A 22,033-nucleotide genomic window follows, 5' to 3' on the forward strand; every position below is an offset into this window, starting at 1 on the left:
AGGATAAAAGACAATGACAGAAGTAAAAAGACATGTAGAAATCGCAGGTTATGGTGTTTGCCTTCCCAAGCATACCGTCCAATTCAAAGACCAGACCCGTTATCGTGTAGTTGAAAATGAAGAAACGCAACTCGACTTGGCAGAGGTAGCGATTCAGCGTGCGCTTGAACATGCAAATTTAGATATTAAAGATATCGATTGCCTTGTATCAGCTAGTGCAGTTGGAGTTCAGCCTATTCCTTGTACTGCTGCCTTGATTCATGAGCGCGTGGCAAAAGGACTCTCTATTCCAGCTATGGATATCAATACGACCTGTACCAGCTTTATTTCTGCTCTATCGACTATGTCCCACTTGATCGAGGCGGGCGAATACAATCGTGTCTTGATTGTGTCTAGTGAGGTTGGTAGTTTAGGGCTCAATCCCAAGCAGAAAGAAAGTTTTGAACTCTTTAGTGATGGGGCAGCAGCCTTTATTTTCCAAAAAAGTCATCAGGAAAAAGGGGTCATTGCTAGTCTCCAACGTACTTGGTCAGAAGGGGCTCACGATACGGAGATTCGTGGAGGTCTGACTTCTTTTCAACCAAAAGAGTACTCTGAAGCGACGAAGACCAACTATATGTTTGACATGAAGGGGAAGAAAATCCTCCTCTTGTCTGCTCGTAAAATCCCAGTCATGTTTGAAGAGTTTCAAGAAAAAACACAGCTAGCCTTGGCAGATGTGGACTATATCATTCCTCACCAAGCAAGTCGTGCTCTTCCTTTGGTCATGGAAAAACTAGGTGTGGCTGAGGATCAGTACCTCAATCTCGTCACTGACTATGGAAATATGGTGTCAGTCTCTGTACCGTTTGGCTTGGCTTATTCTTTGGAGCATGGACTTATCAAGGAGGGAGATGTCGTCTACCTTATGGGGACTGCAGCTGGTATGACGGTCAATATGTTGGCTTTGAAATTGTAATAATCATCTAAACACGGAACGACTGGAACTTGAGCAAAGGTAAAAGGTTGCCATCTACCCCTGAACTGAGGTATACTAGTAGAAACATTAATTTATCAAGCAGTTAAGGAGAATGTTAGAAAAGGAAGGGGATGTATGACAGCTAGAAAAATGCAGCTACTCATGTCAAAATATGGTTTTAGTATTACCATCATGTTGGCAGAGTTGTTTATCGTCTTTGGTTTATTTCTCTATCTTGGGCAAATGGCTCCAATTGTCTGGATTATCCTAGTCATTTTAGTGAGCTTAGCGACTATTGTATCGATTGTTAATCGATCTATGAATCCTGAGAGTAAGGTAACATGGCTATTAGTAGCCTTTGTGCCAGTGTTTGGTCCCTTACTCTATATCATGTTTGGAGAGCGTCGTTTATCTAAAAAAGAAATGAAGCAGCTAAAGCAGCTCCAATCAATGGTTGATCGAGAGGACAATAGCAGAGCTCTCCGTTTGGAGTTAAAAGAGCAAGACAAGTCGGCTTATGGCGTTATCAAATCTCTCCTCAGCATGGACACGAATGCCGATGTCTATGATCGAACGGATACACGATTTTTTGCATCTGGTGAAAGCATGTGGCATCAGATGCTAGAGGATCTCAGGAAAGCGGAGAAATTTATCTTTCTTGAGTACTATATCATCGAAGAAGGCTTGATGTGGAACAGTATTTTAGAGATTTTGGAAGAAAAGGCTGCTCAAGGAGTAGAAGTTAAGCTCCTCTACGACGATATTGGATGTATGGCAACCTTGCCTGGGGATTATACCATCCAGCTTCGTAGCCGAGGGATTGAAGCCCATAAATTTAACAAGGTGATTCCACGCTTGACTGTTGCTTATAACAACCGTGATCACCGTAAAATCATGGTTATCGATGGTCAAATTGCCTATACAGGTGGTATCAATCTGGCCGATGAGTATATCAACCATATCGAACGCTTTGGTTATTGGAAGGATAGCGGTATTCGGCTGGATGGACCGGCTGTTAAAGCTTTTACCAGGCTCTTTTTATCTGCCTGGTATATCAACCGTGGAGAGATTAGTGACTTTGACCAATACCATCTAGAAAATCACCCCAGAGACGGGATGGGGCTCTGTATTCCCTATAGTAGTGGACCAAAACCCATCTACCGAGCCCAGGTTGGAAAAACGGTCTATCAAAATCTTATCAATCAAGCTACAGATTACGTCTACATCACGACTCCCTATCTGATTGCGGACTATGATCTCACCGAAAGTATCAAAAATGCAGCTCTGAGAGGGGTAGATGTGCGAATTGTGACGCCGTGTATCCCAGATAAGAAGGTTATTCAGTTAGTTACTCGGGGAGCCTATCCAGATTTGCTATCAGCTGGGGTTCGTATTTATGAGTACAGTCCGGGATTCCTTCATAGCAAGCAAATGCTTGTCGATGGAGAGGCAGCTACTGTGGGGACCATCAATTTTGACTATCGTAGCTTGCTCCACCACTATGAAAATGCCGTCTTACTTTATAGAACGCAGTCCATCATCGATATTGAAAGGGATTTCGAAGAGATTTTTAAAGTTTCTCAAGAAATCTATCCCCACACTATCAAAACCAGCTGGTATCAAAGCCTCATCAAGGAAATTGTCCAGTTGTTTGCCCCTATGCTCTAACTATCCATTAAGATCTAGCCCAAGGCCGGGTCTTTTTTTGTCTTCTCACGAATAGATAAGTAAAGGAGAAAACCATGCTTAATCTAGAAGATGATGATTTTATCAGAGAGTACAGTAATAGTCGCTTCCACCGTTTTCGTGAAATCGAACGCTTTGTGCTATTGGATAAGAAATTCAGCAAATATCAATCCCAAGCTGACATTCCTGTAAGATTTTGATATACTAAAACAGATAAACTTAGAGGAGAAATTGAATGAACGTATACGGGAAAATAGATGAGAAACAAGAAGAATCTCATTACCAAGACTGGTCAGTGCCAGAGAAACGAGAAGGAGCTCCTATTCCCTTTTTTAGTATCATGCTTTGGAGTTTAGTGGCCACAGCCATTTCGGTTGCCCTGCCTTTTATTTTTGGTTTAATCAGTCCGCAACAAAGTCAGGATCTTTATACCGGTTGGGCCTTACATCAAAATGGTCAAATGTATACAGATTACTATGGGACGGAGGGATTGCTCTATTATGTGCTAACCTACCTTTTTCAAGGCAGTGTTTTGATTGCTTTGGTTGAGTGGTTAGCCTTGTTTGGAGCAGGTGTTTTTCTTTTTAAGGCTGCGGATACTCTTGTCGGCCAAGAAAAGGAAGCGAAGCGAGTTGTCTTTATTCTATACTTGCTTGTAGCAGGTCTCGCTTTTGGTGGCGGTTATGCTCTCTTGCTAGCCCTGCCTTTCCTATTTTATTCATTGAGTATCGTTACAAATTATCTCGCTTTTCCAAAGGATGACAAAGGATTTGTACGAGTGGGTATGAGCCTTGCTCTCGCTTTCTTCCTTGCGCCAATTCCAACCGCCTTGTTTGCGGCTGTACTGGCCTTGGGGATTATCGGCTTTAATCTAGCTAAAGGTCACTTTGTTCATGGCCTATATCAGTTCTTTGCGTCAGCCCTAGGATTTTCACTCTTATTCTATCCTTTAGGGTACTATACAGTGTGGACAGGTAGTTTTGGGGATGCCATTAGTCAGACCTTGTATTCGGTAAATACTCTTAGCCTCTTTTCAAATTCGCATTTGCTTGAAAATGTAGCCTTCTATGGCTTGCTTGCTATTGGGTTAGGTTCCCTTGGTTTGCTCTTTGCAGGCTTGTTCCAGTCAAAACCAGCCAAGCAATATGCCCTCTCAATTGCTGCTAGCTTGGGATTGTTGGTTTCTTTGGGAATATTGATTCTCTCCCAAGAACCTATCAACGGTACTCGTCTTGTGGTGCTAATTCCTTTCTTGGTCTTGCTCCTTCTGACAGGAATCAAGGAAGATGTTTCTGAGGGAGGGAGTCGTCGTAGAAGAAGACGTGAGAAACAAACTTCTTTCCTTAAAGGAAATTTCTATCTACCACTGATTGCCCTTGCCTATCTCATTGTTCTTCCTATCGTGAGTCGCTACCTTTCGCACCCAGCGACTTATCAGGAGAGAGACCGTCTTGCTAGCGTGGTCAAACAACAAACGAGTTCTGAGGATCGTGTCTATGCTTGGGATGATCGTCCTGATTTCTATCGTGCAAGTGAACGCTTGGCGCCGACTTCTCTATCAACTCCAACACTCTATACTGCAAGCGATGAAAATAAAACCAAACTGATGAATGACTTGAAAGAGAATCAACCGAAGATGATTGTGGTCAATCAAAAAGTTGCCTTGTGGTCAGATGTAGAGAGCTGGCTCAGTGAAAACTATGAGCTTGTTCAGACAGATACTAGCGAGTTCAAACTTTATAAATCAAAATAACAAAAAATCAATATCTTGTGGAATTTTAAAAAATTTAGGATTTTTAACACAAGATATTGATTTTTATTTTTAGAGTGGTATAATACTTCATAGAACAACATTTTAGAAAAGAGCATGGATATGATTGTATTAGAAGAAAAGCTTGCAACCGTTCCCACCTTGTTCGTTGAAAAACGAGATGGTAGACGTGTGGTGTTTGATGTAGACAAGATTGACAAGGCTCTCCACAAGGCGGCGGAAAAGGTTATGGACGTTACGCCTCTAGTAGAAAAACGCCTAAATGGTCTAGTTGAAAGAATCGTGACTGAAATTCACAGTCGCTTCCCTCAAGGTGTCAAGATTTACGAAATTCAAAATGTCGTAGAACATGAACTCCTTGAAGCCAAAGAGTATGCGCTGGCTGAGGAGTATATCACTTATCGGACACAAAGGGATTTTGAGCGCTCAAAAGCGACAGATATCAACTTTAGTATCCATAAACTTCTCAATAAAGATCAAGCAGTTGTCAATGAAAATGCCAATAAAGACAGTGATGTCTTTAATACCCAGCGTGATTTGACAGCAGGGATTGTTGGGAAATCAATCGGGCTGCAAATGCTTCCTAAGCACGTAGCTAATGCTCACCAAAAAGGGGATATCCACTATCATGACTTGGACTACAGCCCCTACACTCCGATGACCAACTGCTGTTTGATTGATTTTAAAGGCATGCTGGAAAATGGTTTTAAGATTGGAAATGCAGAGGTAGAGAGTCCCAAGTCTATCCAGACTGCGACAGCTCAGATTTCACAAATCATTGCTAACGTTGCTTCTAGCCAGTACGGGGGCTGTTCAGCTGACCGTATCGATGAAGTCTTGGCTCCGTATGCAGAGAAGAATTACCAGAAACACCTCAAAGATGCAGAAGAGTGGGTCTTGCCTGAAAAACGGGAAGATTACGCTTGGAAGAAAACCCAAAAGGACATCTACGATGCCATGCAATCTCTTGAGTATGAAATCAACACCCTCTTCACTTCAAATGGACAAACACCTTTTACTTCGCTCGGTTTTGGTTTAGGAACTAGTCGTTTTGAGCGGGAAATTCAAAAAGCTATCTTAAACATCCGAATCAAGGGACTTGGTTCAGAACACCGCACAGCCATCTTTCCTAAACTCATCTTTACGCTAAAAAGAGGACTCAACTTAGAGGAAGGTTCACCTAACTACGACATCAAACAGTTGGCCCTCGAGTGTGCAACCAAGCGGATGTACCCAGATGTCTTATCCTATGATAAGATTATCGAACTGACTGGTTCTTTCAAGGTTCCTATGGGTTGTCGCTCCTTCCTCCAAGGCTGGAAAGATGAAAATGGTGTTGAGGTCAATTCAGGTCGGATGAATCTAGGTGTTGTGACGGTCAATCTGCCTCGTATCGCCCTCGAGTCTGAAGGGGATCTGAATAAGTTTTGGGAAATCTTCAATGAGCGGATGAATATCGCAGAAGATGCTCTGGTTTACCGTGTTGAACGGACCAAGGAAGCAACACCAGCGAATGCCCCTATCCTTTATCAGTACGGAGCCTTTGGCCGCCGTCTCGGAAAAGAAGAAAGTGTTGACCAACTCTTTAAGAATCGCCGTGCGACAGTTTCTCTGGGCTACATCGGTTTGTACGAAGTAGCTACAGTCTTCTTTGGAAACAGCTGGGAAAGTAATCCTGAAGCCAAGGAATTCACACTGGATATCATTCGCGATATGAAACGTCGTGTGGAAGAGTGGTCTGACCAATATGGTTACCATTTCTCTATCTACTCCACACCGTCTGAAAGTCTGACAGATCGCTTCTGTCGCTTAGATACAGAGAAGTTCGGCTCTATTCCTGATATTACAGACAAGGAATACTACACCAACTCGTTCCACTACGATGTCCGGAAAAATCCAACACCGTTTGAAAAATTAGACTTTGAGAAAGTTTATCCAGAAGCAGGTGCGTCAGGTGGTTTTATCCATTATTGTGAGTATCCAGTTCTTCAACAAAATCCTAAAGCCCTGGAAGCTGTCTGGGACTATGCCTATGACCGTGTCGGTTATCTAGGGACCAATACTCCGATTGATCGTTGCTACAAGTGTGACTTTGAAGGGGATTTTGAACCAACTGAGCGAGGATTTGCTTGTCCCAACTGTGGGAATAGCGACCCTAAAACAGTAGATGTTGTCAAACGTACGTGTGGTTATCTGGGAAATCCTCAAGCGCGTCCGATGGTTAATGGACGCCACAAGGAAATCGCTGCGCGTGTCAAACACATGAACGGCTCAACCATTAAAACAGCCGGACATGAGGTGAGAAATTAGAAGGAAATAGAATGGGGAAATACCAATTAGACGATAAGGGACGCGCACAAGTGACCCGTTATCACGAGAAACACTCGAAAGGTGGAACAGGTAAAAAAGAACGCTTGCTCAACCTCAGAGAACAGTTTTTAAACAAGAACAAGAAAAAATAAAAGTGAGAGTTGCCTCTCACTTTTCTCTTAGGTGGGAGGGGAATATGGAACTACGCAGACCGATATTGGCAGATAAAGAAACAGTTTTAGAGATGATGGCAGAGTTTGAACAGACTCAATCAGCCCACGATGGCGGATTTTGGAACGCCAACAATTTTGTTTATGAAGAGTGGCTAGAAGAAAATCTTCAAGCGGAAGCGGGACTCAATATTCCTGAAAACTGGGTTCCTGCTATCCAGCTGGTTAGTTTTGATGTAGCAGGCCAGGCTCTTGGCTTTCTCAACCTTCGTCTCCGATTAAATGACTACTTACTAGAAAACGGGGGCCATATTGGCTACTCCATTCGTCCATCTGAAAGAGGTAAGGGTTATGCCAAAGAATCCCTCCGACAAGGTCTACAAGTTGCTAAGGAAAAGAACATCAAAAAAGCACTTGTGACCTGTAGTACGGAAAATCCTGCTAGTAGGGCGGTGATTGTGGCAAATAGTGGGGTGTTTGAGGATGTTCGCAATGGCGTAGAACGTTACTGGATAGATTTGGAGTAGAAGGATGACATGGAATACACCAAAACCAGGTGAATGGAAAAGTGAGGAGCTTAGTAAAGGGCGGATCATTGATTATAAGGCCTTTAACTTTGTCGATGGAGAAGGTGTGCGCAACTCTCTCTATGTATCAGGTTGCATGTTCCACTGTGAGGGATGCTATAATGTTGCGACCTGGTCATTTAATGCTGGGATTCCTTATACGCCAGAGTTAGAAGAACAAATCATGGCAGACCTTGCCCAACCCTATGTTCAAGGATTGACCTTGCTAGGAGGAGAACCATTTCTCAATACAGGTATCCTCTTACCTCTCGTTAAACGCATTCGTAAGGAATTGCCAGATAAAGACATCTGGTCCTGGACAGGTTATACTTGGGAAGAAATGATGCTGGAGACTCCAGACAAGCTGGAACTCTTGTCGTTGATTGACATCCTTGTCGATGGTCGTTATGACAAAAGCAAGCGCAATCTCATGCTCCAGTTCCGAGGTTCCTCTAATCAACGGATTATTGATGTGCAAAAATCTCTCAAAAGTGGGCAAATAGTGATTTGGGACAAGCTCAATGACGGAAAAGAAAGCTATGAACAGGTGAAGAGAGAATGAAGAAAAAAGACTTAATAGATCAACTGGTCTCAGAAATCGAAACTGGAAAAATCAAAACACTGGGGATCTACGGTCACGGGGCATCAGGGAAATCAACCTTTGCTCAAGAATTGTTTCAAGCCCTAGATGCTGAAAAAGTAAACCTACTAGAAACAGATCCCTATATCACCTCAGAACGCTATCTGGTAGTGCCAAAGCAAGCACCAAATCAAAAAGTGACAGCTTGTCTCCCAGTGGCGCATGAGCTAGCAAGTTTAGAGAGAGATATTCTCGCCTTAAAGGCTGGCATGGACATCTTGACGATTGCTGAACCTTGGAAGGCTAGCGAGATCTTATCTGGAGCCAAACCAATACTGATAGTCGAAGGGATGTCTGTAGGCTTTCTACCCAAGGAACTCTTTGATAAAACCGTGTGTTTCTACACGGACGAAGAAACGGAATTAAAGAGGCGCCTAGCTCGAGATACGACTATGAGAAATCGCGATGCATCTTTTGTATTGTCTAGCCATCAGATGAGAAGGGAGCAGTATCAGCAATACTATAAAGAAACCGAGTCAAAAGCAGATATCTTAGTGGATCAATCAGAAGATAAATTCAAGGTCAAAATGACTCGTATTGTATAGAAGAAAAGATTAAATTTTAAGACTGTAAATTAGTAGTTATAGAAAGATAAAATAGGAAAACAGTTTCATCTCAAAAAAAACGAAAAAAACCTAACAAATCCCTTGTAATCGCAGGGGCTTTGTGTTATTCTATTATGGTGCTGTAAATTACAGCCTTAGCTTTGATGCAAGAGGTTGCGACACGCTCGGTTGCATTGCCACGCAACGCGCGTCGGTTTTCTTGTGGAGCTAGCCTATTATCTTAAATAGACGAAAAGGAGAAAAAGATGGCAAACAAAAAAATCCGTATCCGTTTGAAAGCTTACGAACACCGTACGCTTGACACAGCGGCTGCAAAAATCGTAGAATCAGCTACTCGTACAGGTGCACAAGTTGCGGGTCCAATCCCACTTCCAACTGAACGTAGCCTCTACACAATCATTCGTGCGACTCACAAATACAAAGACTCTCGCGAACAATTCGAAATGCGTACACACAAACGTTTGATCGATATCGTTAACCCAACTCAAAAAACAGTTGATGCGTTGATGAAATTGGATCTTCCAAGTGGTGTAAACGTAGAAATCAAGCTTTAATCCAAAGTTTGAAACCTTGAGCATGAAAAACGCTCGTTAAAAACTTTTTGAATAAAAAATATAGAAAAGGAACTATTTTCTCATGACAAAAGGAATCTTAGGGAAAAAAGTGGGAATGACTCAAATCTTCACTGAAGCTGGCGAATTGATCCCTGTAACAGTTATTGAAGCAACTCCAAACGTTGTTCTTCAAGTTAAAACTGTTGAAACAGACGGATACAACGCTATCCAAGTTGGTTTCGATGACAAACGCGAAGTATTGAGCAACAAACCTGCTAAAGGACATGTAGCGAAAGCTAACACGGCTCCTAAGCGCTTCATTCGTGAATTCAAAAACGTTGAAGGCTTGGAAGTTGGTGCTGAAATCACAGTTGAAACATTCGCGGCTGGAGACGTTGTTGACGTAACTGGTACTTCTAAAGGTAAAGGTTTCCAAGGTGTTATCAAACGCCACGGACAATCACGTGGACCAATGGCTCACGGTTCTCGTTACCACCGTCGTCCAGGTTCTATGGGACCTGTTGCACCTAACCGCGTATTCAAAGGTAAAAACCTTGCAGGACGTATGGGTGGCGACCGCGTAACAATTCAAAACCTTGAAGTTGTACAAGTTGTTCCAGAAAAGAACGTTATCCTTATCAAAGGTAACGTACCAGGTGCTAAGAAATCTCTTATCACTATCAAATCAGCAGTTAAAGCTGGTAAATAATAAAGAAAGGGGAAATCAGTCACAATGGCAAACGTAACATTATTTGACCAAACTGGTAAAGAAGCTGGCCAAGTTGTTCTTAACGATGCAGTATTTGGTATCGAACCAAATGAATCAGTTGTGTTTGATGTGATCATCAGCCAACGCGCAAGCCTTCGTCAAGGAACACACGCTGTTAAAAACCGCTCTGCAGTATCAGGTGGTGGACGCAAACCATGGCGTCAAAAAGGAACTGGACGTGCTCGTCAAGGTTCTATCCGCTCACCACAATGGCGTGGTGGTGGCGTTGTCTTCGGACCAACTCCACGTTCATACGGCTACAAACTTCCACAAAAAGTTCGTCGCCTAGCTCTTAAATCGGTTTATTCTGAAAAAGTTGCTGAAAACAAATTTGTAGCCGTTGATTCTCTTGAATTTACAGCTCCAAAAACTGCTGAATTTGCAAAAGTTCTTGCAGCATTGAGCATCGATTCTAAAGTTCTTGTTATCCTTGAAGAAGGAAATGAATTCGCAGCTCTTTCAGCTCGTAACCTTCCAAATGTGAAAGTTGCGACCGCTACAACTGCAAGTGTTCTTGACATCGCAAATAGCGACAAACTTCTTGTCACACAAGCAGCTATCTCTAAAATCGAGGAGGTTCTTGCATAATGAATTTGTATGATGTTATCAAAAAACCTGTCATCACTGAAAGCTCAATGGCTCAACTTGAAGCAGGTAAATATGTATTTGAAGTTGACACTCGTGCACACAAACTTTTGATCAAGCAAGCTGTTGAAGCTGCTTTCGAAGGTGTTAAAGTTGCCAACGTTAACACAATCAACGTAAAACCTAAAGCTAAACGTGTTGGACGTTACACTGGTTTTACTAACAAAACTAAAAAAGCTATCATCACACTTACAGCTGATTCAAAAGCAATCGAGTTGTTTGCTGCTGAAGCTGAATAATCTAAGGAGGAAATATCGTGGGAATTCGTGTTTATAAACCAACAACAAACGGTCGCCGTAATATGACTTCTTTGGATTTCGCTGAAATCACAACAAGCACTCCTGAAAAATCATTGCTTGTTGCTTTGAAGAGCAAGGCTGGTCGTAACAACAACGGTCGTATCACTGTTCGTCACCAAGGTGGTGGACACAAACGTTTCTACCGTTTGGTTGACTTCAAACGTAACAAAGACAACGTTGAAGCAGTTGTTAAAACAATTGAGTACGATCCAAACCGTTCTGCAAACATCGCTCTTGTACACTACACTGACGGTGTGAAAGCATACATCATCGCTCCAAAAGGTCTTGAAGTTGGTCAACGTATCGTTTCAGGTCCAGAAGCAGATATCAAAGTCGGAAACGCTCTTCCACTTGCTAACATCCCAGTTGGTACTTTGATCCACAACATCGAGTTGAAACCAGGTCGTGGTGGAGAATTGGTACGTGCAGCTGGAGCTTCTGCTCAAGTATTGGGTCAAGAAGGTAAATACGTTCTTGTTCGCCTTCAATCTGGCGAAGTACGTATGATCCTTGGAACTTGTCGTGCAACAGTTGGTGTTGTCGGAAACGAACAACATGGACTTGTAAACCTTGGTAAAGCAGGACGTAGCCGTTGGAAAGGTATCCGCCCAACAGTTCGTGGTTCTGTAATGAACCCTAACGATCACCCACACGGTGGTGGTGAAGGTAAAGCACCAGTTGGTCGTAAAGCGCCATCTACTCCATGGGGCAAACCTGCTCTTGGTCTTAAAACTCGTAACAAGAAAGCGAAATCTGACAAACTTATCGTTCGTCGTCGCAACGAGAAATAATAGTAAACTAGTCGCTTAAGCAACTAGGAAATCCGCCAGCTCGGTAGCGATCCATGTGAGCGCAAGCCGCTGTGGTACAACATTTAAAGGAGAAAAAACAAAATGGGACGCAGTCTTAAAAAAGGACCTTTCGTCGATGAGCATTTGATGAAAAAAGTTGAAGCTCAAGCTAACGACGAAAAGAAAAAAGTTATCAAAACTTGGTCACGTCGTTCAACGATCTTCCCGAGTTTCATTGGTTACACTATTGCAGTTTATGACGGACGTAAACACGTACCTGTTTACATCCAAGAGGACATGGTAGGTCACAAACTTGGTGAATTTGCACCAACTCGTACTTACAAAGGTCACGCTGCAGACGACAAGAAAACACGTAGAAAATAAGGAGAACATAAATGGCAGAAATTACTTCAGCTAAAGCAATGGCTCGTACAGTACGTGTTTCACCTCGTAAATCACGTCTTGTTCTTGACAACATCCGTGGTAAAAGCGTAGCCGATGCTATTGCAATCTTGACATTCACACCAAACAAAGCTGCTGAAATCATCTTGAAAGTTTTGAATTCAGCTGTAGCTAACGCTGAAAACAACTTTGGTTTGGACAAAGCTAACTTGGTAGTATCTGAAGCATTCGCAAACGAAGGACCAACTATGAAACGTTTCCGTCCACGTGCGAAAGGTTCAGCTTCACCAATCAACAAACGTACAGCTCACATCACTGTGGCTGTTGCAGAAAAATAAGGAGGTAACATCGTGGGTCAAAAAGTACATCCAATTGGTATGCGTGTCGGCATCATCCGTGATTGGGATGCCAAATGGTATGCTGAAAAAGAATACGCGGATTACCTTCATGAAGATCTTGCAATCCGTAAATTCGTTCAAAAAGAACTTGCTGACGCAGCAGTTTCAACTATCGAAATTGAACGCGCAGTAAACAAAGTTAACGTTTCACTTCACACTGCTAAACCAGGTATGGTTATCGGTAAAGGTGGTGCTAACGTTGATGCACTCCGTGCAAAACTTAACAAATTGACTGGAAAACAAGTACACATCAACATCATCGAAATCAAACAACCTGATTTGGATGCTCACCTTGTAGGTGAAGGAATTGCTCGTCAATTGGAGCAACGTGTCGCTTTCCGTCGTGCACAAAAACAAGCAATCCAACGTGCAATGCGTGCTGGAGCTAAAGGAATCAAAACTCAAGTATCAGGTCGTTTGAACGGTGCAGATATCGCCCGTGCTGAAGGATACTCTGAAGGAACTGTTCCACTTCACACACTTCGTGCAGATATCGATTACGCTTGGGAAGAAGCAGATACTACATACGGTAAACTTGGTGTTAAAGTATGGATCTACCGTGGTGAAGTTCTTCCAGCTCGTAAAAACACTAAAGGAGGTAAATAACCAATGTTAGTACCTAAACGTGTTAAACACCGTCGTGAATTCCGTGGAAAAATGCGCGGTGAAGCAAAAGGTGGAAAAGAAGTAGCATTCGGTGAATACGGTCTTCAAGCTACAACTAGCCACTGGATCACTAACCGCCAAATCGAAGCTGCTCGTATCGCCATGACTCGTTACATGAAACGTGGTGGTAAAGTTTGGATTAAAATCTTCCCACACAAATCATACACTGCTAAAGCTATCGGTGTGCGTATGGGATCTGGTAAAGGGGCACCTGAAGGTTGGGTAGCACCAGTTAAACGTGGTAAAGTGATGTTTGAAATCGCTGGTGTATCTGAAGAGATTGCTCGCGAAGCGCTTCGTCTTGCAAGCCACAAATTGCCAGTTAAATGTAAATTCGTAAAACGTGAAGCAGAATAAGGAGAAGGCATGAAACTTAATGAAGTAAAAGAATTTGTTAAAGAACTTCGTGGTCTTTCTCAAGAAGAACTCGCGAAGCGCGAAAACGAATTGAAAAAAGAATTGTTTGAACTTCGTTTCCAAGCTGCTACTGGTCAATTGGAACAAACAGCTCGCTTGAAAGAAGTTAAAAAACAAATCGCTCGTATCAAAACAGTTCAATCTGAAGCGAAATAATAGACTAGGGAAGGAGAAATTTCAATGGAACGCAATAATCGTAAAGTTCTTGTTGGACGTGTTGTATCTGACAAAATGGACAAGACAATCACAGTTGTAGTTGAAACAAAACGTAACCACCCAGTCTATGGTAAACGTATTAACTACTCTAAAAAATACAAAGCACATGATGAAAACAATGTTGCCAAAGAAGGCGATATCGTACGTATCATGGAAACTCGTCCGCTTTCAGCTACAAAACGTTTCCGTCTTGTAGAAGTTGTTGAAGAAGCGGTCATCATCTAATCAAACCTGAAAGGAGAAAACTGAAATGATTCAAACAGAAACTCGTTTGAAAGTCGCAGACAACAGCGGTGCTCGCGAAATCTTGACTATCAAAGTTCTTGGTGGTTCAGGACGTAAATTTGCAAACATCGGTGATGTTATCGTGGCATCTGTAAAACAAGCTACTCCTGGTGGTGCGGTTAAAAAAGGTGACGTTGTAAAAGCTGTTATCGTTCGTACTAAATCAGGTGCTCGTCGTGCTGATGGTTCATACATCAAATTTGACGAAAACGCAGCAGTTATCATCCGTGAAGACAAAACTCCTCGCGGAACACGTATCTTTGGCCCAGTTGCACGTGAATTGCGTGAAGGTGGCTTCATGAAGATCGTGTCACTTGCTCCAGAAGTACTTTAATATTAAAAAAACAAACTAGTCCCCTAGCTTCAAGCTAGGGTGCCCTTATGGGCGTAAGAAAAATCAAGGAGAAACCTAATGTTTGTAAAAAAAGGCGACAAAGTTCGCGTAATCGCTGGTAAAGATAAGGGAACAGAAGCTGTTGTCCTTACTGCCCTTCCAAAAGTAAACAAAGTTATCGTTGAAGGTGTTAACATCGTTAAGAAACACCAACGTCCAACTAACGAGCTTCCTCAAGGTGGTATCATCGAGAAAGAAGCAGCTATCCACGTATCAAACGTTCAAGTATTGGACAAAAATGGTGTAGCTGGTCGTGTTGGTTACAAATTTGTAGACGGTAAAAAAGTTCGCTACAACAAAAAATCAGGCGAAGTGCTTGATTAATCACGAAGGAAAGGAGAAGTATAATGGCAAATCGTTTAAAAGAAAAATATCTTAATGAAGTAGTTCCTGCTTTGACAGAACAATTCAACTACTCATCAGTGATGGCTGTGCCTAAAGTAGATAAGATCGTTTTGAACATGGGTGTTGGTGAAGCTGTATCAAACGCTAAAAGTCTTGAAAAAGCTGCTGAAGAATTGGCACTTATCTCAGGTCAAAAACCACTTATCACTAAAGCTAAAAAATCAATCGCCGGCTTCCGTCTTCGTGAAGGTGTAGCGATCGGTGCAAAAGTTACCCTTCGTGGTGAACGTATGTACGAATTCTTGGACAAATTGGTTTCAGTTTCACTTCCACGTGTGCGTGACTTCCACGGTGTTCCAACAAAATCATTTGATGGACGCGGAAACTACACTCTTGGTGTGAAAGAACAATTGATCTTCCCAGAAATCAACTTTGATGACGTTGACAAAACTCGTGGTCTTGACATCGTTATCGTAACAACTGCTAACACTGACGAAGAGTCACGTGCATTGCTTACAGGCCTTGGAATGCCTTTTGCAAAATAATATAGGAGGTAAATCTAATGGCTAAAAAATCAATGATTGCTAAGAACAAACGTCCAGCGAAGTTCTCTACTCAAGCTTATACTCGTTGTGAAAAATGTGGTCGTCCACATTCAGTTTACCGCAAATTTAAACTTTGCCGTGTTTGCTTCCGTGAATTAGCTTACAAAGGACAAATTCCTGGTGTAACAAAAGCATCTTGGTAATATCATGATACAAAGAGCCTAACAACCACAGCAAAAAAAGGAAATTTGGTGAAGGAGCGATGCTCCAAATCAAATTTATCTTTTTTGCACAGGTTGTAGCTCGTGTTCAAATAAGAGTTCTCTCATTTGAATGTGTCAATACTATCTGAGCCCAGCTCAATCATTAACTAGCAAGTGCAACTTGCAAACTACTAGTAAGAGGAGAAAAACAAAATGGTTATGACTGACCCAATCGCAGACTTCCTAACTCGTATTCGTAACGCTAACCAAGCGAAACACGAAGTACTTGAAGTACCTGCATCAAACATCAAAAAAGGGATTGCTGAAATCCTTAAACGCGAAGGTTTTGTTAAGAACGTAGAAATCATCGAAGATGACAAACAAGGCATCATCCGTGTTTTCCTTAAATACGGACCAAACGGTGAAAAAGTTATCACTAACTTGAAACGTGTTTCTAAACCAGGACTTCGTGTCTACAAAAAACGTGAAGATCTTCCAAAAGTTCTTAACGGACTTGGAATTGCTATCCTTTCAACTTCTGAAGGTTTGCTTACTGATAAAGAAGCTCGCCAAAAGAATGTTGGTGGAGAGGTTATCGCTTACGTTTGGTAACATTTAGCTCCCAATTTCTTTGTGACTCTTCGTTATCGTCTCTTGTCTAACCCAAAGTTATGCCTGCGAGACGATGCCTAGATTCACTTTGAAATTGAAACCTAAATGTTCCTTTAAATCGAGAAATCGATTTAACCCCGTGAAAACTGGCCGTTATGGTCTGACAATTTAACAGGAGAAAATAAACATGTCACGTATTGGTAATAAAGTTATCGTGTTGCCTGCTGGTGTTGAAATCACTAACAATGACAACGTTGTAACTGTAAAAGGACCTAAAGGAGAACTTACTCGTAAGTTCTCAAAAGATATTGAAATTCGCGTGGAAGGTACTGAAGTAACTCTTCACCGTCCAAACGATTCAAAAGAAATGAAAACTATCCACGGAACTACTCGTGCCCTTTTGAACAACATGGTAATTGGTGTATCAGAAGGATTCAAGAAAGAACTTGAAATGCGTGGGGTTGGTTACCGTGCACAACTTCAAGGATCAAAACTTGTTTTGGCTGTTGGTAAATCTCATCCAGATGAAGTTGAAGCTCCAGAAGGGATTACTTTTGAACTTCCAAATCCAACAACAATTGTTGTTAGCGGAATTTCAAAAGAAGTAGTTGGTCAAACAGCTGCTTACGTACGTAGCCTTCGTTCGCCAGAACCTTACAAAGGTAAAGGTATCCGTTACGTTGGAGAGTACGTTCGTCTTAAAGAAGGTAAAACAGGTAAATAATGTTGAGTGGTTGATTTTCAACCATCAACCTATTTTCCAACTTTGTGCATAGCACGCGATTTAAAACTAAAGAGGTGAAAACTGTGATTTCTAAACCAGATAAAAATAAACTCCGCCAAAAACGCCACCGTCGCGTTCGCGGAAAACTCTCTGGAACTGCTGATCGCCCACGTTTGAACGTATTCCGTTCTAATACAGGCATCTACGCTCAAGTGATTGATGACGTAGCGGGTGTAACGCTCGCAAGTGCTTCAACTCTTGACAAAGAAGTTTCAAAAGGAACTAAAACTGAACAAGCCGTTGCTGTCGGTAAACTCGTTGCAGAACGTGCAAACGCTAAAGGTATTTCAGAAGTGGTGTTCGACCGCGGTGGATATCTATATCACGGACGTGTGAAAGCTTTGGCTGATGCAGCTCGTGAAAACGGATTGAAATTCTAATAGGAGGACACTAGAAAATGGCATTTAAAGACAATGCAGTTGAATTAGAAGAACGCGTAGTTGCTGTCAACCGTGTTACAAAAGTTGTTAAAGGTGGACGTCGTCTTCGTTTCGCAGCTCTTGTTGTTGTTGGTGACCACAACGGTCGCGTAGGATTTGGTACTGGTAAAGCTCAAGAAGTTCCAGAAGCAATCCGCAAAGCAGTAGAAGATGCTAAGAAAAACTTGATTGAAGTTCCTATGGTTGGAACAACAATCCCACACGAAGTTCTTTCAGAATTCGGTGGAGCTAAAGTATTGTTGAAACCTGCTGTAGAAGGTTCTGGAGTTGCCGCTGGTGGTGCAGTTCGTGCCGTTGTGGAATTGGCAGGTGTGGCAGATATTACATCTAAATCACTTGGCTCTAACACTCCAATCAACATTGTTCGCGCAACTGTTGAAGGTTTGAAACAATTGAAACGCGCTGAAGAAGCTGCTGCCCTTCGTGGTATCTCAGTTTCTGATTTGGCATAAGAAAGGGGATAAAATGGCTCAAATTAAAATTACTTTGACTAAGTCTCCAATCGGACGCATTCCATCACAACGTAAAACTGTTGTAGCACTTGGACTTGGCAAATTGAACAGCTCTGTTATCAAAGAAGACAACGCTGCTATCCGTGGTATGATCACTGCAGTATCTCACTTGGTAACAGTTGAAGAAGTAAACTAATGAATTTTTAGGGGATGTGGCAATACTCATCCCCTAAAACTAGGTATAGTCATCTAAGATGACAATGTATAGGCGAGTTGATAAGGGAGACAACCTTTTCTCTCTTATCGGCGCTAGCATTTTACAAAAGAGGAGAAAATAATAATGAAACTTCATGAATTGAAACCTGCAGAAGGTTCTCGTAAAGTACGTAACCGTGTTGGTCGTGGTACTTCATCAGGTAACGGTAAAACATCTGGTCGCGGTCAAAAAGGTCAAAAAGCTCGTAGCGGTGGCGGAGTTCGCCTTGGTTTTGAAGGTGGACAAACTCCATTGTTCCGTCGTCTTCCAAAACGCGGATTCACTAACATCAACGCTAAAGAATACGCAATTGTAAACCTTGACCAATTGAACGTCTTTGAAGACGGTGCAGAAGTAACTCCAGTTGTACTTATCGAAGCAGGAATTGTGAAAGCTGAAAAATCAGGAGTTAAAATTCTTGGTAACGGTGAGTTGACTAAGAAATTGACTGTGAAAGCAGCTAAATTCTCTAAATCAGCTGAGGAAGCTATCACTGCTAAAGGTGGTTCTGTAGAAGTCATCTAAGAGAGGTGACCCATGTTTTTTAAATTACTAAAAGAAGCGCTCAAGGTTAAACAAGTTCGATCAAAAATTCTCTTTACAATTTTTATCATTCTTGTTTTCCGTATTGGGACAAGTATCACTGTTCCAGGTGTGAATGCAAAAAGTTTAGAAGCTCTCAGCGGTTTATCTTTCTTGAACATGCTTAGTCTTGTTTCAGGGAATGCCATGAAGAACTTCTCCGTTTTTGCACTCGGAGTAAGTCCGTATATCACTGCTTCCATCGTTGTTCAATTGCTACAAATGGATATTTTACCGAAGTTTGTAGAATGGGGCAAACAAGGGGAAGTAGGACGGAGAAAACTAAACCAAGCTACTCGTTATATTGCACTTGTGCTTGCATTTGTTCAATCTATCGGGATTACAGCAGGATTTAATACTCTATCTGGAGCGAAATTATTAACGACAGCTTTAACTCCACAAGTTTTTGTTACTATTGGTATTATCCTCACAGCAGGTAGTATGATTGTAACTTGGCTCGGGGAACAAATTACAGATAAGGGATACGGAAATGGTGTTTCTATGATCATCTTTGCAGGTATTGTTGCTTCAATTCCTGAGATGATTAAAGGCATCTATGTTGACTACTTCGTCAATATTCCAAGTAGCCGTTTGACTTCATCTATTATCTTTGTCGTTATTTTGATTATCGCTGTCTTGTTGATTGTTTACTTTACAACCTTTGTTCAACAGGCAGAATATAAAATTCCAATCCAATATACAAAAGTTGCTCAAGGAGCCCCATCAAGCTCATACCTTCCGTTGAAGGTGAACCCAGCGGGGGTTATCCCAGTTATCTTTGCAAGTTCCATTACAGCAGCACCTGCAGCCATTCTTCAATTTTTGAGTGCTACAGGTCATGATTGGGCTTGGGTACGTACAGCACAGGAAATGTTATCTACAACATCTCCGACAGGTGTTGCTATGTATGCCTTGTTAATCATTCTCTTTACATTCTTCTATACATTTGTACAGATCAATCCAGAGAAGGCAGCAGAAAACTTGCAAAAGAGTGGAGCCTACATTCATGGTGTCCGTCCTGGTAAGGGGACTGAAGAGTTCATGTCGAAACTTCTTCGTCGCCTTGCGACTGTCGGATCAATCTTCCTTGGTGTGATTTCAATCTTGCCGATTGTGGCAAAAGATGTCTTTGGTCTTTCAGAAGCTGTTGCTTTTGGGGGAACTAGTCTTTTGATCATTATCTCAACCGGTATCGAAGGAATCAAACAACTTGAAGGTTACCTATTGAAACGTAAGTATGTTGGTTTCATGGACAAAACAGAATAAAAGCAAAATTACTTTTGCTTAGAGAGTGGAGTATGAAGGTCTATCTATCAGAGAGATTTTCGTCTCCCCTCTTCTATTTTGTTTTTAAATAGGGGTTGAAACAAAATTCTACTTCTATTTAAATACAAAATAAGGAGATCCTATCATGAATCTTTTGATTATGGGCTTACCTGGAGCAGGTAAGGGAACGCAAGCAGCTAAAATTGTGGAGCAATTCCACGTGGCACACATTTCAACTGGAGATATGTTCCGTGCTGCTATGGCAAATCAAACTGAAATGGGTGTACTTGCGAAGTCATATATTGACAAAGGTGAGTTGGTTCCAGATGAAGTTACAAATGGAATCGTTAAAGAACGCCTTTCACAGGACGACATCAAGGAAACAGGTTTCTTGTTGGATGGTTACCCACGTACGATTGAACAAGCCCATGCCTTGGACAAAACATTGGCGGAACTTGGTATCGAACTAGAAGGCGTGATCAATATCGAAGTGAATCCAGATTGTCTCTTGGAACGTTTGAGTGGTCGTATCATCCACCGCGAAACAGGTGAAACCTTCCACAAAGTTTTCAACCCACCAGTTGACTATAAAGAGGAAGATTACTACCAACGTGAAGATGATAAACCTGAGACAGTGAAGCGTCGTTTGGATGTGAATATCGCCCAAGGTGAACCAATCATTGCTCACTACCGTGCCAAAGGTTTAGTCCACGATATCGAAGGAAATCAAGATATCAATGATGTGTTCAAAGATATCGAAAAAGTATTGACAAATTTGAAATAAAGCGTTTTTCACACTTGCAAAAAATCGCTACAAATGTTATACTGAGATAGTCTGACTTATAATTGTTGTCTCTGTTTTCAGAGGCATCGAATCGAAATTTATGGAGGTGCTTTTGCGTGGCAAAAGACGATGTGATTGAAGTTGAAGGCAAAGTAGTCGATACAATGCCTAACGCAATGTTTACGGTTGAACTTGAAAATGGACATCAGATTTTAGCAACAGTTTCTGGTAAAATTCGTAAAAACTATATTCGTATTTTAGCGGGAGATCGTGTTACTGTCGAGATGAGTCCATATGACTTGACACGTGGACGTATCACTTACCGCTTTAAATAATCGAAAAACTTGGAGGGATAAGAAATGAAAGTAAGACCATCGGTCAAACCAATTTGCGAATACTGTAAAGTAATTCGTCGTAATGGTCGTGTTATGGTAATTTGCCCAGCAAATCCAAAACACAAACAACGTCAAGGATAAGATAGAAAGGAGAAAACATGGCTCGTATTGCTGGAGTTGACATTCCAAATGACAAACGCGTAGTAATCTCATTGACTTATGTTTATGGTATCGGACTTGCAACATCTAAGAAAATTTTGGCTGCTGCTGGAATCTCAGAAGATGTTCGTGTACGTGACCTTACATCAGATCAAGAAGATGCTATCCGTCGTGAAGTGGATGCAATCAAAGTTGAAGGTGACCTTCGTCGTGAAGTAAACTTGAACATCAAACGTTTGATGGAAATCGGTTCTTACCGTGGTATTCGTCACCGTCGTGGACTTCCTGTCCGTGGACAAAACACTAAAAACAACGCTCGCACTCGTAAAGGTAAAGCTGTTGCGATTGCTGGTAAGAAAAAATAATATAGGAGGTAAAAGTCTTGGCTAAACCAACACGTAAACGTCGTGTGAAAAAGAATATCGAATCTGGTATTGCTCATATTCACGCTACATTTAATAACACTATTGTTATGATTACTGATGTGCATGGTAATGCAATTGCTTGGTCATCAGCTGGTGCTCTTGGTTTCAAAGGTTCTCGTAAATCTACACCATTCGCTGCTCAAATGGCTTCTGAAGCTGCTGCTAAATCTGCACAAGAACACGGTCTTAAATCAGTTGAAGTTACTGTAAAAGGTCCAGGTTCTGGTCGTGAGTCAGCTATTCGTGCGCTTGCTGCCGCTGGTCTTGAAGTAACAGCAATTCGTGATGTGACTCCAGTGCCACACAATGGTGCTCGTCCTCCAAAACGTCGCCGTGTATAAT

The 22,033-nt window shown here is 41.8% G+C and carries 36 protein-coding genes; all 36 read left to right on the top strand.

The window, feature by feature from the left end:
• Positions 1-13 precede the first annotated feature (13 nt).
• Positions 14-958, top strand: coding sequence for a 3-oxoacyl-[acyl-carrier-protein] synthase III C-terminal domain-containing protein (locus B7721_RS02175; RefSeq protein WP_000141197.1), 945 nt, complete (start codon positions 14-16; stop codon positions 956-958).
• Between the two features lie 135 nt (positions 959-1,093).
• Complete coding sequence (gene cls / locus B7721_RS02180) at positions 1,094-2,626, top strand: cardiolipin synthase (protein ID WP_084877305.1); 1,533 nt, start codon at positions 1,094-1,096, stop codon at positions 2,624-2,626.
• Between the two features lie 74 nt (positions 2,627-2,700).
• On the top strand, positions 2,701-2,844 hold the full coding sequence (locus tag B7721_RS10180; protein ID WP_000933185.1) for a hypothetical protein: 144 nt from the start codon (positions 2,701-2,703) through the stop codon (positions 2,842-2,844).
• Between the two features lie 35 nt (positions 2,845-2,879).
• The gene (locus B7721_RS02185; protein WP_084877307.1) at positions 2,880-4,397 is read left to right on the top strand and encodes a damage-inducible protein CinA; all 1,518 of its coding nucleotides are present in this window, start codon (positions 2,880-2,882) and stop codon (positions 4,395-4,397) included.
• 120 nt (positions 4,398-4,517) lie between these two features.
• Positions 4,518-6,725: an anaerobic ribonucleoside-triphosphate reductase gene (gene nrdD, locus B7721_RS02190; RefSeq protein ID WP_162283469.1), complete on the top strand. Its 2,208-nt coding sequence runs from the start codon at positions 4,518-4,520 to the stop codon at positions 6,723-6,725.
• 11 nt (positions 6,726-6,736) lie between these two features.
• Positions 6,737-6,877, top strand: coding sequence for a hypothetical protein (locus B7721_RS10185; protein ID WP_000521625.1), 141 nt, complete (start codon positions 6,737-6,739; stop codon positions 6,875-6,877).
• Positions 6,878-6,921: 44 nt separating this feature from the next.
• Positions 6,922-7,422, top strand: a complete 501-nt coding sequence (locus B7721_RS02200; RefSeq protein ID WP_000423394.1) for a GNAT family N-acetyltransferase — start codon at positions 6,922-6,924, stop codon at positions 7,420-7,422.
• A 4-nt stretch (positions 7,423-7,426) separates the two neighbouring features.
• Positions 7,427-8,023, top strand: a complete 597-nt coding sequence (gene nrdG, locus B7721_RS02205; RefSeq protein WP_084877310.1) for an anaerobic ribonucleoside-triphosphate reductase activating protein — start codon at positions 7,427-7,429, stop codon at positions 8,021-8,023.
• Positions 8,020-8,646 carry a uridine kinase family protein gene (locus B7721_RS02210; protein ID WP_084877311.1) on the top strand — a complete coding sequence of 209 codons (627 nt, stop codon included), beginning with the start codon at positions 8,020-8,022 and terminating at the stop codon, positions 8,644-8,646. The genes nrdG and B7721_RS02210 overlap by 4 nt, the downstream gene beginning before the upstream one ends.
• Before the next feature lie 266 nt (positions 8,647-8,912).
• Positions 8,913-9,221 (top strand): 30S ribosomal protein S10, encoded by a 309-nt coding sequence (gene rpsJ, locus B7721_RS02215; protein ID WP_001284513.1) that lies wholly within the window; start codon positions 8,913-8,915, stop codon positions 9,219-9,221.
• 82 nt (positions 9,222-9,303) lie between these two features.
• Complete coding sequence (rplC, locus tag B7721_RS02220) at positions 9,304-9,930, top strand: 50S ribosomal protein L3 (RefSeq protein WP_000160197.1); 627 nt, start codon at positions 9,304-9,306, stop codon at positions 9,928-9,930.
• Positions 9,931-9,954: 24 nt separating this feature from the next.
• Complete coding sequence (gene rplD / locus B7721_RS02225; protein ID WP_000024539.1) at positions 9,955-10,578, top strand: 50S ribosomal protein L4; 624 nt, start codon at positions 9,955-9,957, stop codon at positions 10,576-10,578.
• A complete protein-coding gene (locus tag B7721_RS02230) occupies positions 10,578-10,874 on the top strand; it encodes a 50S ribosomal protein L23 (RefSeq protein WP_001055347.1) in 297 nt (98 codons plus the stop codon). The genes rplD and B7721_RS02230 overlap by 1 nt, the downstream gene beginning before the upstream one ends.
• Before the next feature lie 17 nt (positions 10,875-10,891).
• Complete coding sequence (rplB, locus tag B7721_RS02235) at positions 10,892-11,725, top strand: 50S ribosomal protein L2 (RefSeq protein ID WP_000512910.1); 834 nt, start codon at positions 10,892-10,894, stop codon at positions 11,723-11,725.
• A 102-nt stretch (positions 11,726-11,827) separates the two neighbouring features.
• On the top strand, positions 11,828-12,109 hold the full coding sequence (gene rpsS, locus B7721_RS02240) for a 30S ribosomal protein S19 (RefSeq protein ID WP_000533766.1): 282 nt from the start codon (positions 11,828-11,830) through the stop codon (positions 12,107-12,109).
• An 11-nt stretch (positions 12,110-12,120) separates the two neighbouring features.
• On the top strand, positions 12,121-12,465 hold the full coding sequence (rplV, locus tag B7721_RS02245) for a 50S ribosomal protein L22 (RefSeq protein WP_000818137.1): 345 nt from the start codon (positions 12,121-12,123) through the stop codon (positions 12,463-12,465).
• Positions 12,466-12,477: 12 nt separating this feature from the next.
• Complete coding sequence (gene rpsC, locus B7721_RS02250; protein WP_000529936.1) at positions 12,478-13,131, top strand: 30S ribosomal protein S3; 654 nt, start codon at positions 12,478-12,480, stop codon at positions 13,129-13,131.
• A 3-nt stretch (positions 13,132-13,134) separates the two neighbouring features.
• The gene (gene rplP, locus B7721_RS02255; RefSeq protein WP_000960946.1) at positions 13,135-13,548 is read left to right on the top strand and encodes a 50S ribosomal protein L16; all 414 of its coding nucleotides are present in this window, start codon (positions 13,135-13,137) and stop codon (positions 13,546-13,548) included.
• Positions 13,549-13,557: 9 nt separating this feature from the next.
• Complete coding sequence (rpmC, locus tag B7721_RS02260; RefSeq protein ID WP_000772918.1) at positions 13,558-13,764, top strand: 50S ribosomal protein L29; 207 nt, start codon at positions 13,558-13,560, stop codon at positions 13,762-13,764.
• 24 nt (positions 13,765-13,788) lie between these two features.
• Positions 13,789-14,049 carry a 30S ribosomal protein S17 gene (rpsQ, locus tag B7721_RS02265; protein WP_000440801.1) on the top strand — a complete coding sequence of 87 codons (261 nt, stop codon included), beginning with the start codon at positions 13,789-13,791 and terminating at the stop codon, positions 14,047-14,049.
• A 25-nt stretch (positions 14,050-14,074) separates the two neighbouring features.
• Entirely contained in the window at positions 14,075-14,443 is a 369-nt protein-coding gene (rplN, locus tag B7721_RS02270) for a 50S ribosomal protein L14 (RefSeq protein WP_000616545.1), read from the top strand.
• Positions 14,444-14,521: 78 nt separating this feature from the next.
• Positions 14,522-14,827 (top strand): 50S ribosomal protein L24, encoded by a 306-nt coding sequence (rplX, locus tag B7721_RS02275; RefSeq protein ID WP_000497691.1) that lies wholly within the window; start codon positions 14,522-14,524, stop codon positions 14,825-14,827.
• A gap of 23 nt (positions 14,828-14,850) precedes the next feature.
• Entirely contained in the window at positions 14,851-15,393 is a 543-nt protein-coding gene (gene rplE, locus B7721_RS02280) for a 50S ribosomal protein L5 (protein WP_000013542.1), read from the top strand.
• Positions 15,394-15,410: 17 nt separating this feature from the next.
• Complete coding sequence (locus tag B7721_RS02285; RefSeq protein WP_001085697.1) at positions 15,411-15,596, top strand: type Z 30S ribosomal protein S14; 186 nt, start codon at positions 15,411-15,413, stop codon at positions 15,594-15,596.
• Between the two features lie 213 nt (positions 15,597-15,809).
• Positions 15,810-16,208 carry a 30S ribosomal protein S8 gene (rpsH, locus tag B7721_RS02290; protein WP_000245504.1) on the top strand — a complete coding sequence of 133 codons (399 nt, stop codon included), beginning with the start codon at positions 15,810-15,812 and terminating at the stop codon, positions 16,206-16,208.
• Positions 16,209-16,395: 187 nt separating this feature from the next.
• Positions 16,396-16,932, top strand: a complete 537-nt coding sequence (gene rplF, locus B7721_RS02295; protein WP_084877313.1) for a 50S ribosomal protein L6 — start codon at positions 16,396-16,398, stop codon at positions 16,930-16,932.
• A gap of 83 nt (positions 16,933-17,015) precedes the next feature.
• Positions 17,016-17,372: a 50S ribosomal protein L18 gene (gene rplR / locus B7721_RS02300; RefSeq protein WP_000624044.1), complete on the top strand. Its 357-nt coding sequence runs from the start codon at positions 17,016-17,018 to the stop codon at positions 17,370-17,372.
• Between the two features lie 17 nt (positions 17,373-17,389).
• Positions 17,390-17,884 (top strand): 30S ribosomal protein S5, encoded by a 495-nt coding sequence (gene rpsE / locus B7721_RS02305; RefSeq protein WP_084877314.1) that lies wholly within the window; start codon positions 17,390-17,392, stop codon positions 17,882-17,884.
• 13 nt (positions 17,885-17,897) lie between these two features.
• Positions 17,898-18,080, top strand: coding sequence for a 50S ribosomal protein L30 (gene rpmD / locus B7721_RS02310; RefSeq protein WP_000057241.1), 183 nt, complete (start codon positions 17,898-17,900; stop codon positions 18,078-18,080).
• A gap of 144 nt (positions 18,081-18,224) precedes the next feature.
• A complete protein-coding gene (gene rplO, locus B7721_RS02315; RefSeq protein WP_000766089.1) occupies positions 18,225-18,665 on the top strand; it encodes a 50S ribosomal protein L15 in 441 nt (146 codons plus the stop codon).
• 12 nt (positions 18,666-18,677) lie between these two features.
• The gene (gene secY, locus B7721_RS02320) at positions 18,678-19,988 is read left to right on the top strand and encodes a preprotein translocase subunit SecY (RefSeq protein ID WP_000465385.1); all 1,311 of its coding nucleotides are present in this window, start codon (positions 18,678-18,680) and stop codon (positions 19,986-19,988) included.
• A gap of 145 nt (positions 19,989-20,133) precedes the next feature.
• Entirely contained in the window at positions 20,134-20,772 is a 639-nt protein-coding gene (locus B7721_RS02325) for an adenylate kinase (protein ID WP_001050433.1), read from the top strand.
• Between the two features lie 116 nt (positions 20,773-20,888).
• Complete coding sequence (gene infA, locus B7721_RS02330; RefSeq protein WP_001029883.1) at positions 20,889-21,107, top strand: translation initiation factor IF-1; 219 nt, start codon at positions 20,889-20,891, stop codon at positions 21,105-21,107.
• Between the two features lie 24 nt (positions 21,108-21,131).
• Complete coding sequence (rpmJ, locus tag B7721_RS02335) at positions 21,132-21,248, top strand: 50S ribosomal protein L36 (RefSeq protein ID WP_001808836.1); 117 nt, start codon at positions 21,132-21,134, stop codon at positions 21,246-21,248.
• 17 nt (positions 21,249-21,265) lie between these two features.
• Entirely contained in the window at positions 21,266-21,631 is a 366-nt protein-coding gene (rpsM, locus tag B7721_RS02340; protein WP_000090781.1) for a 30S ribosomal protein S13, read from the top strand.
• A gap of 17 nt (positions 21,632-21,648) precedes the next feature.
• Complete coding sequence (gene rpsK, locus B7721_RS02345) at positions 21,649-22,032, top strand: 30S ribosomal protein S11 (protein WP_001118385.1); 384 nt, start codon at positions 21,649-21,651, stop codon at positions 22,030-22,032.
• Position 22,033 lies beyond the last annotated feature (1 nt).

Origin of the sequence: Streptococcus oralis subsp. oralis (genome assembly GCF_002096445.1) — a bacterium.
In the GTDB taxonomy this organism is placed as follows: Bacteria; Bacillota; Bacilli; order Lactobacillales; family Streptococcaceae; genus Streptococcus; species Streptococcus oralis_N.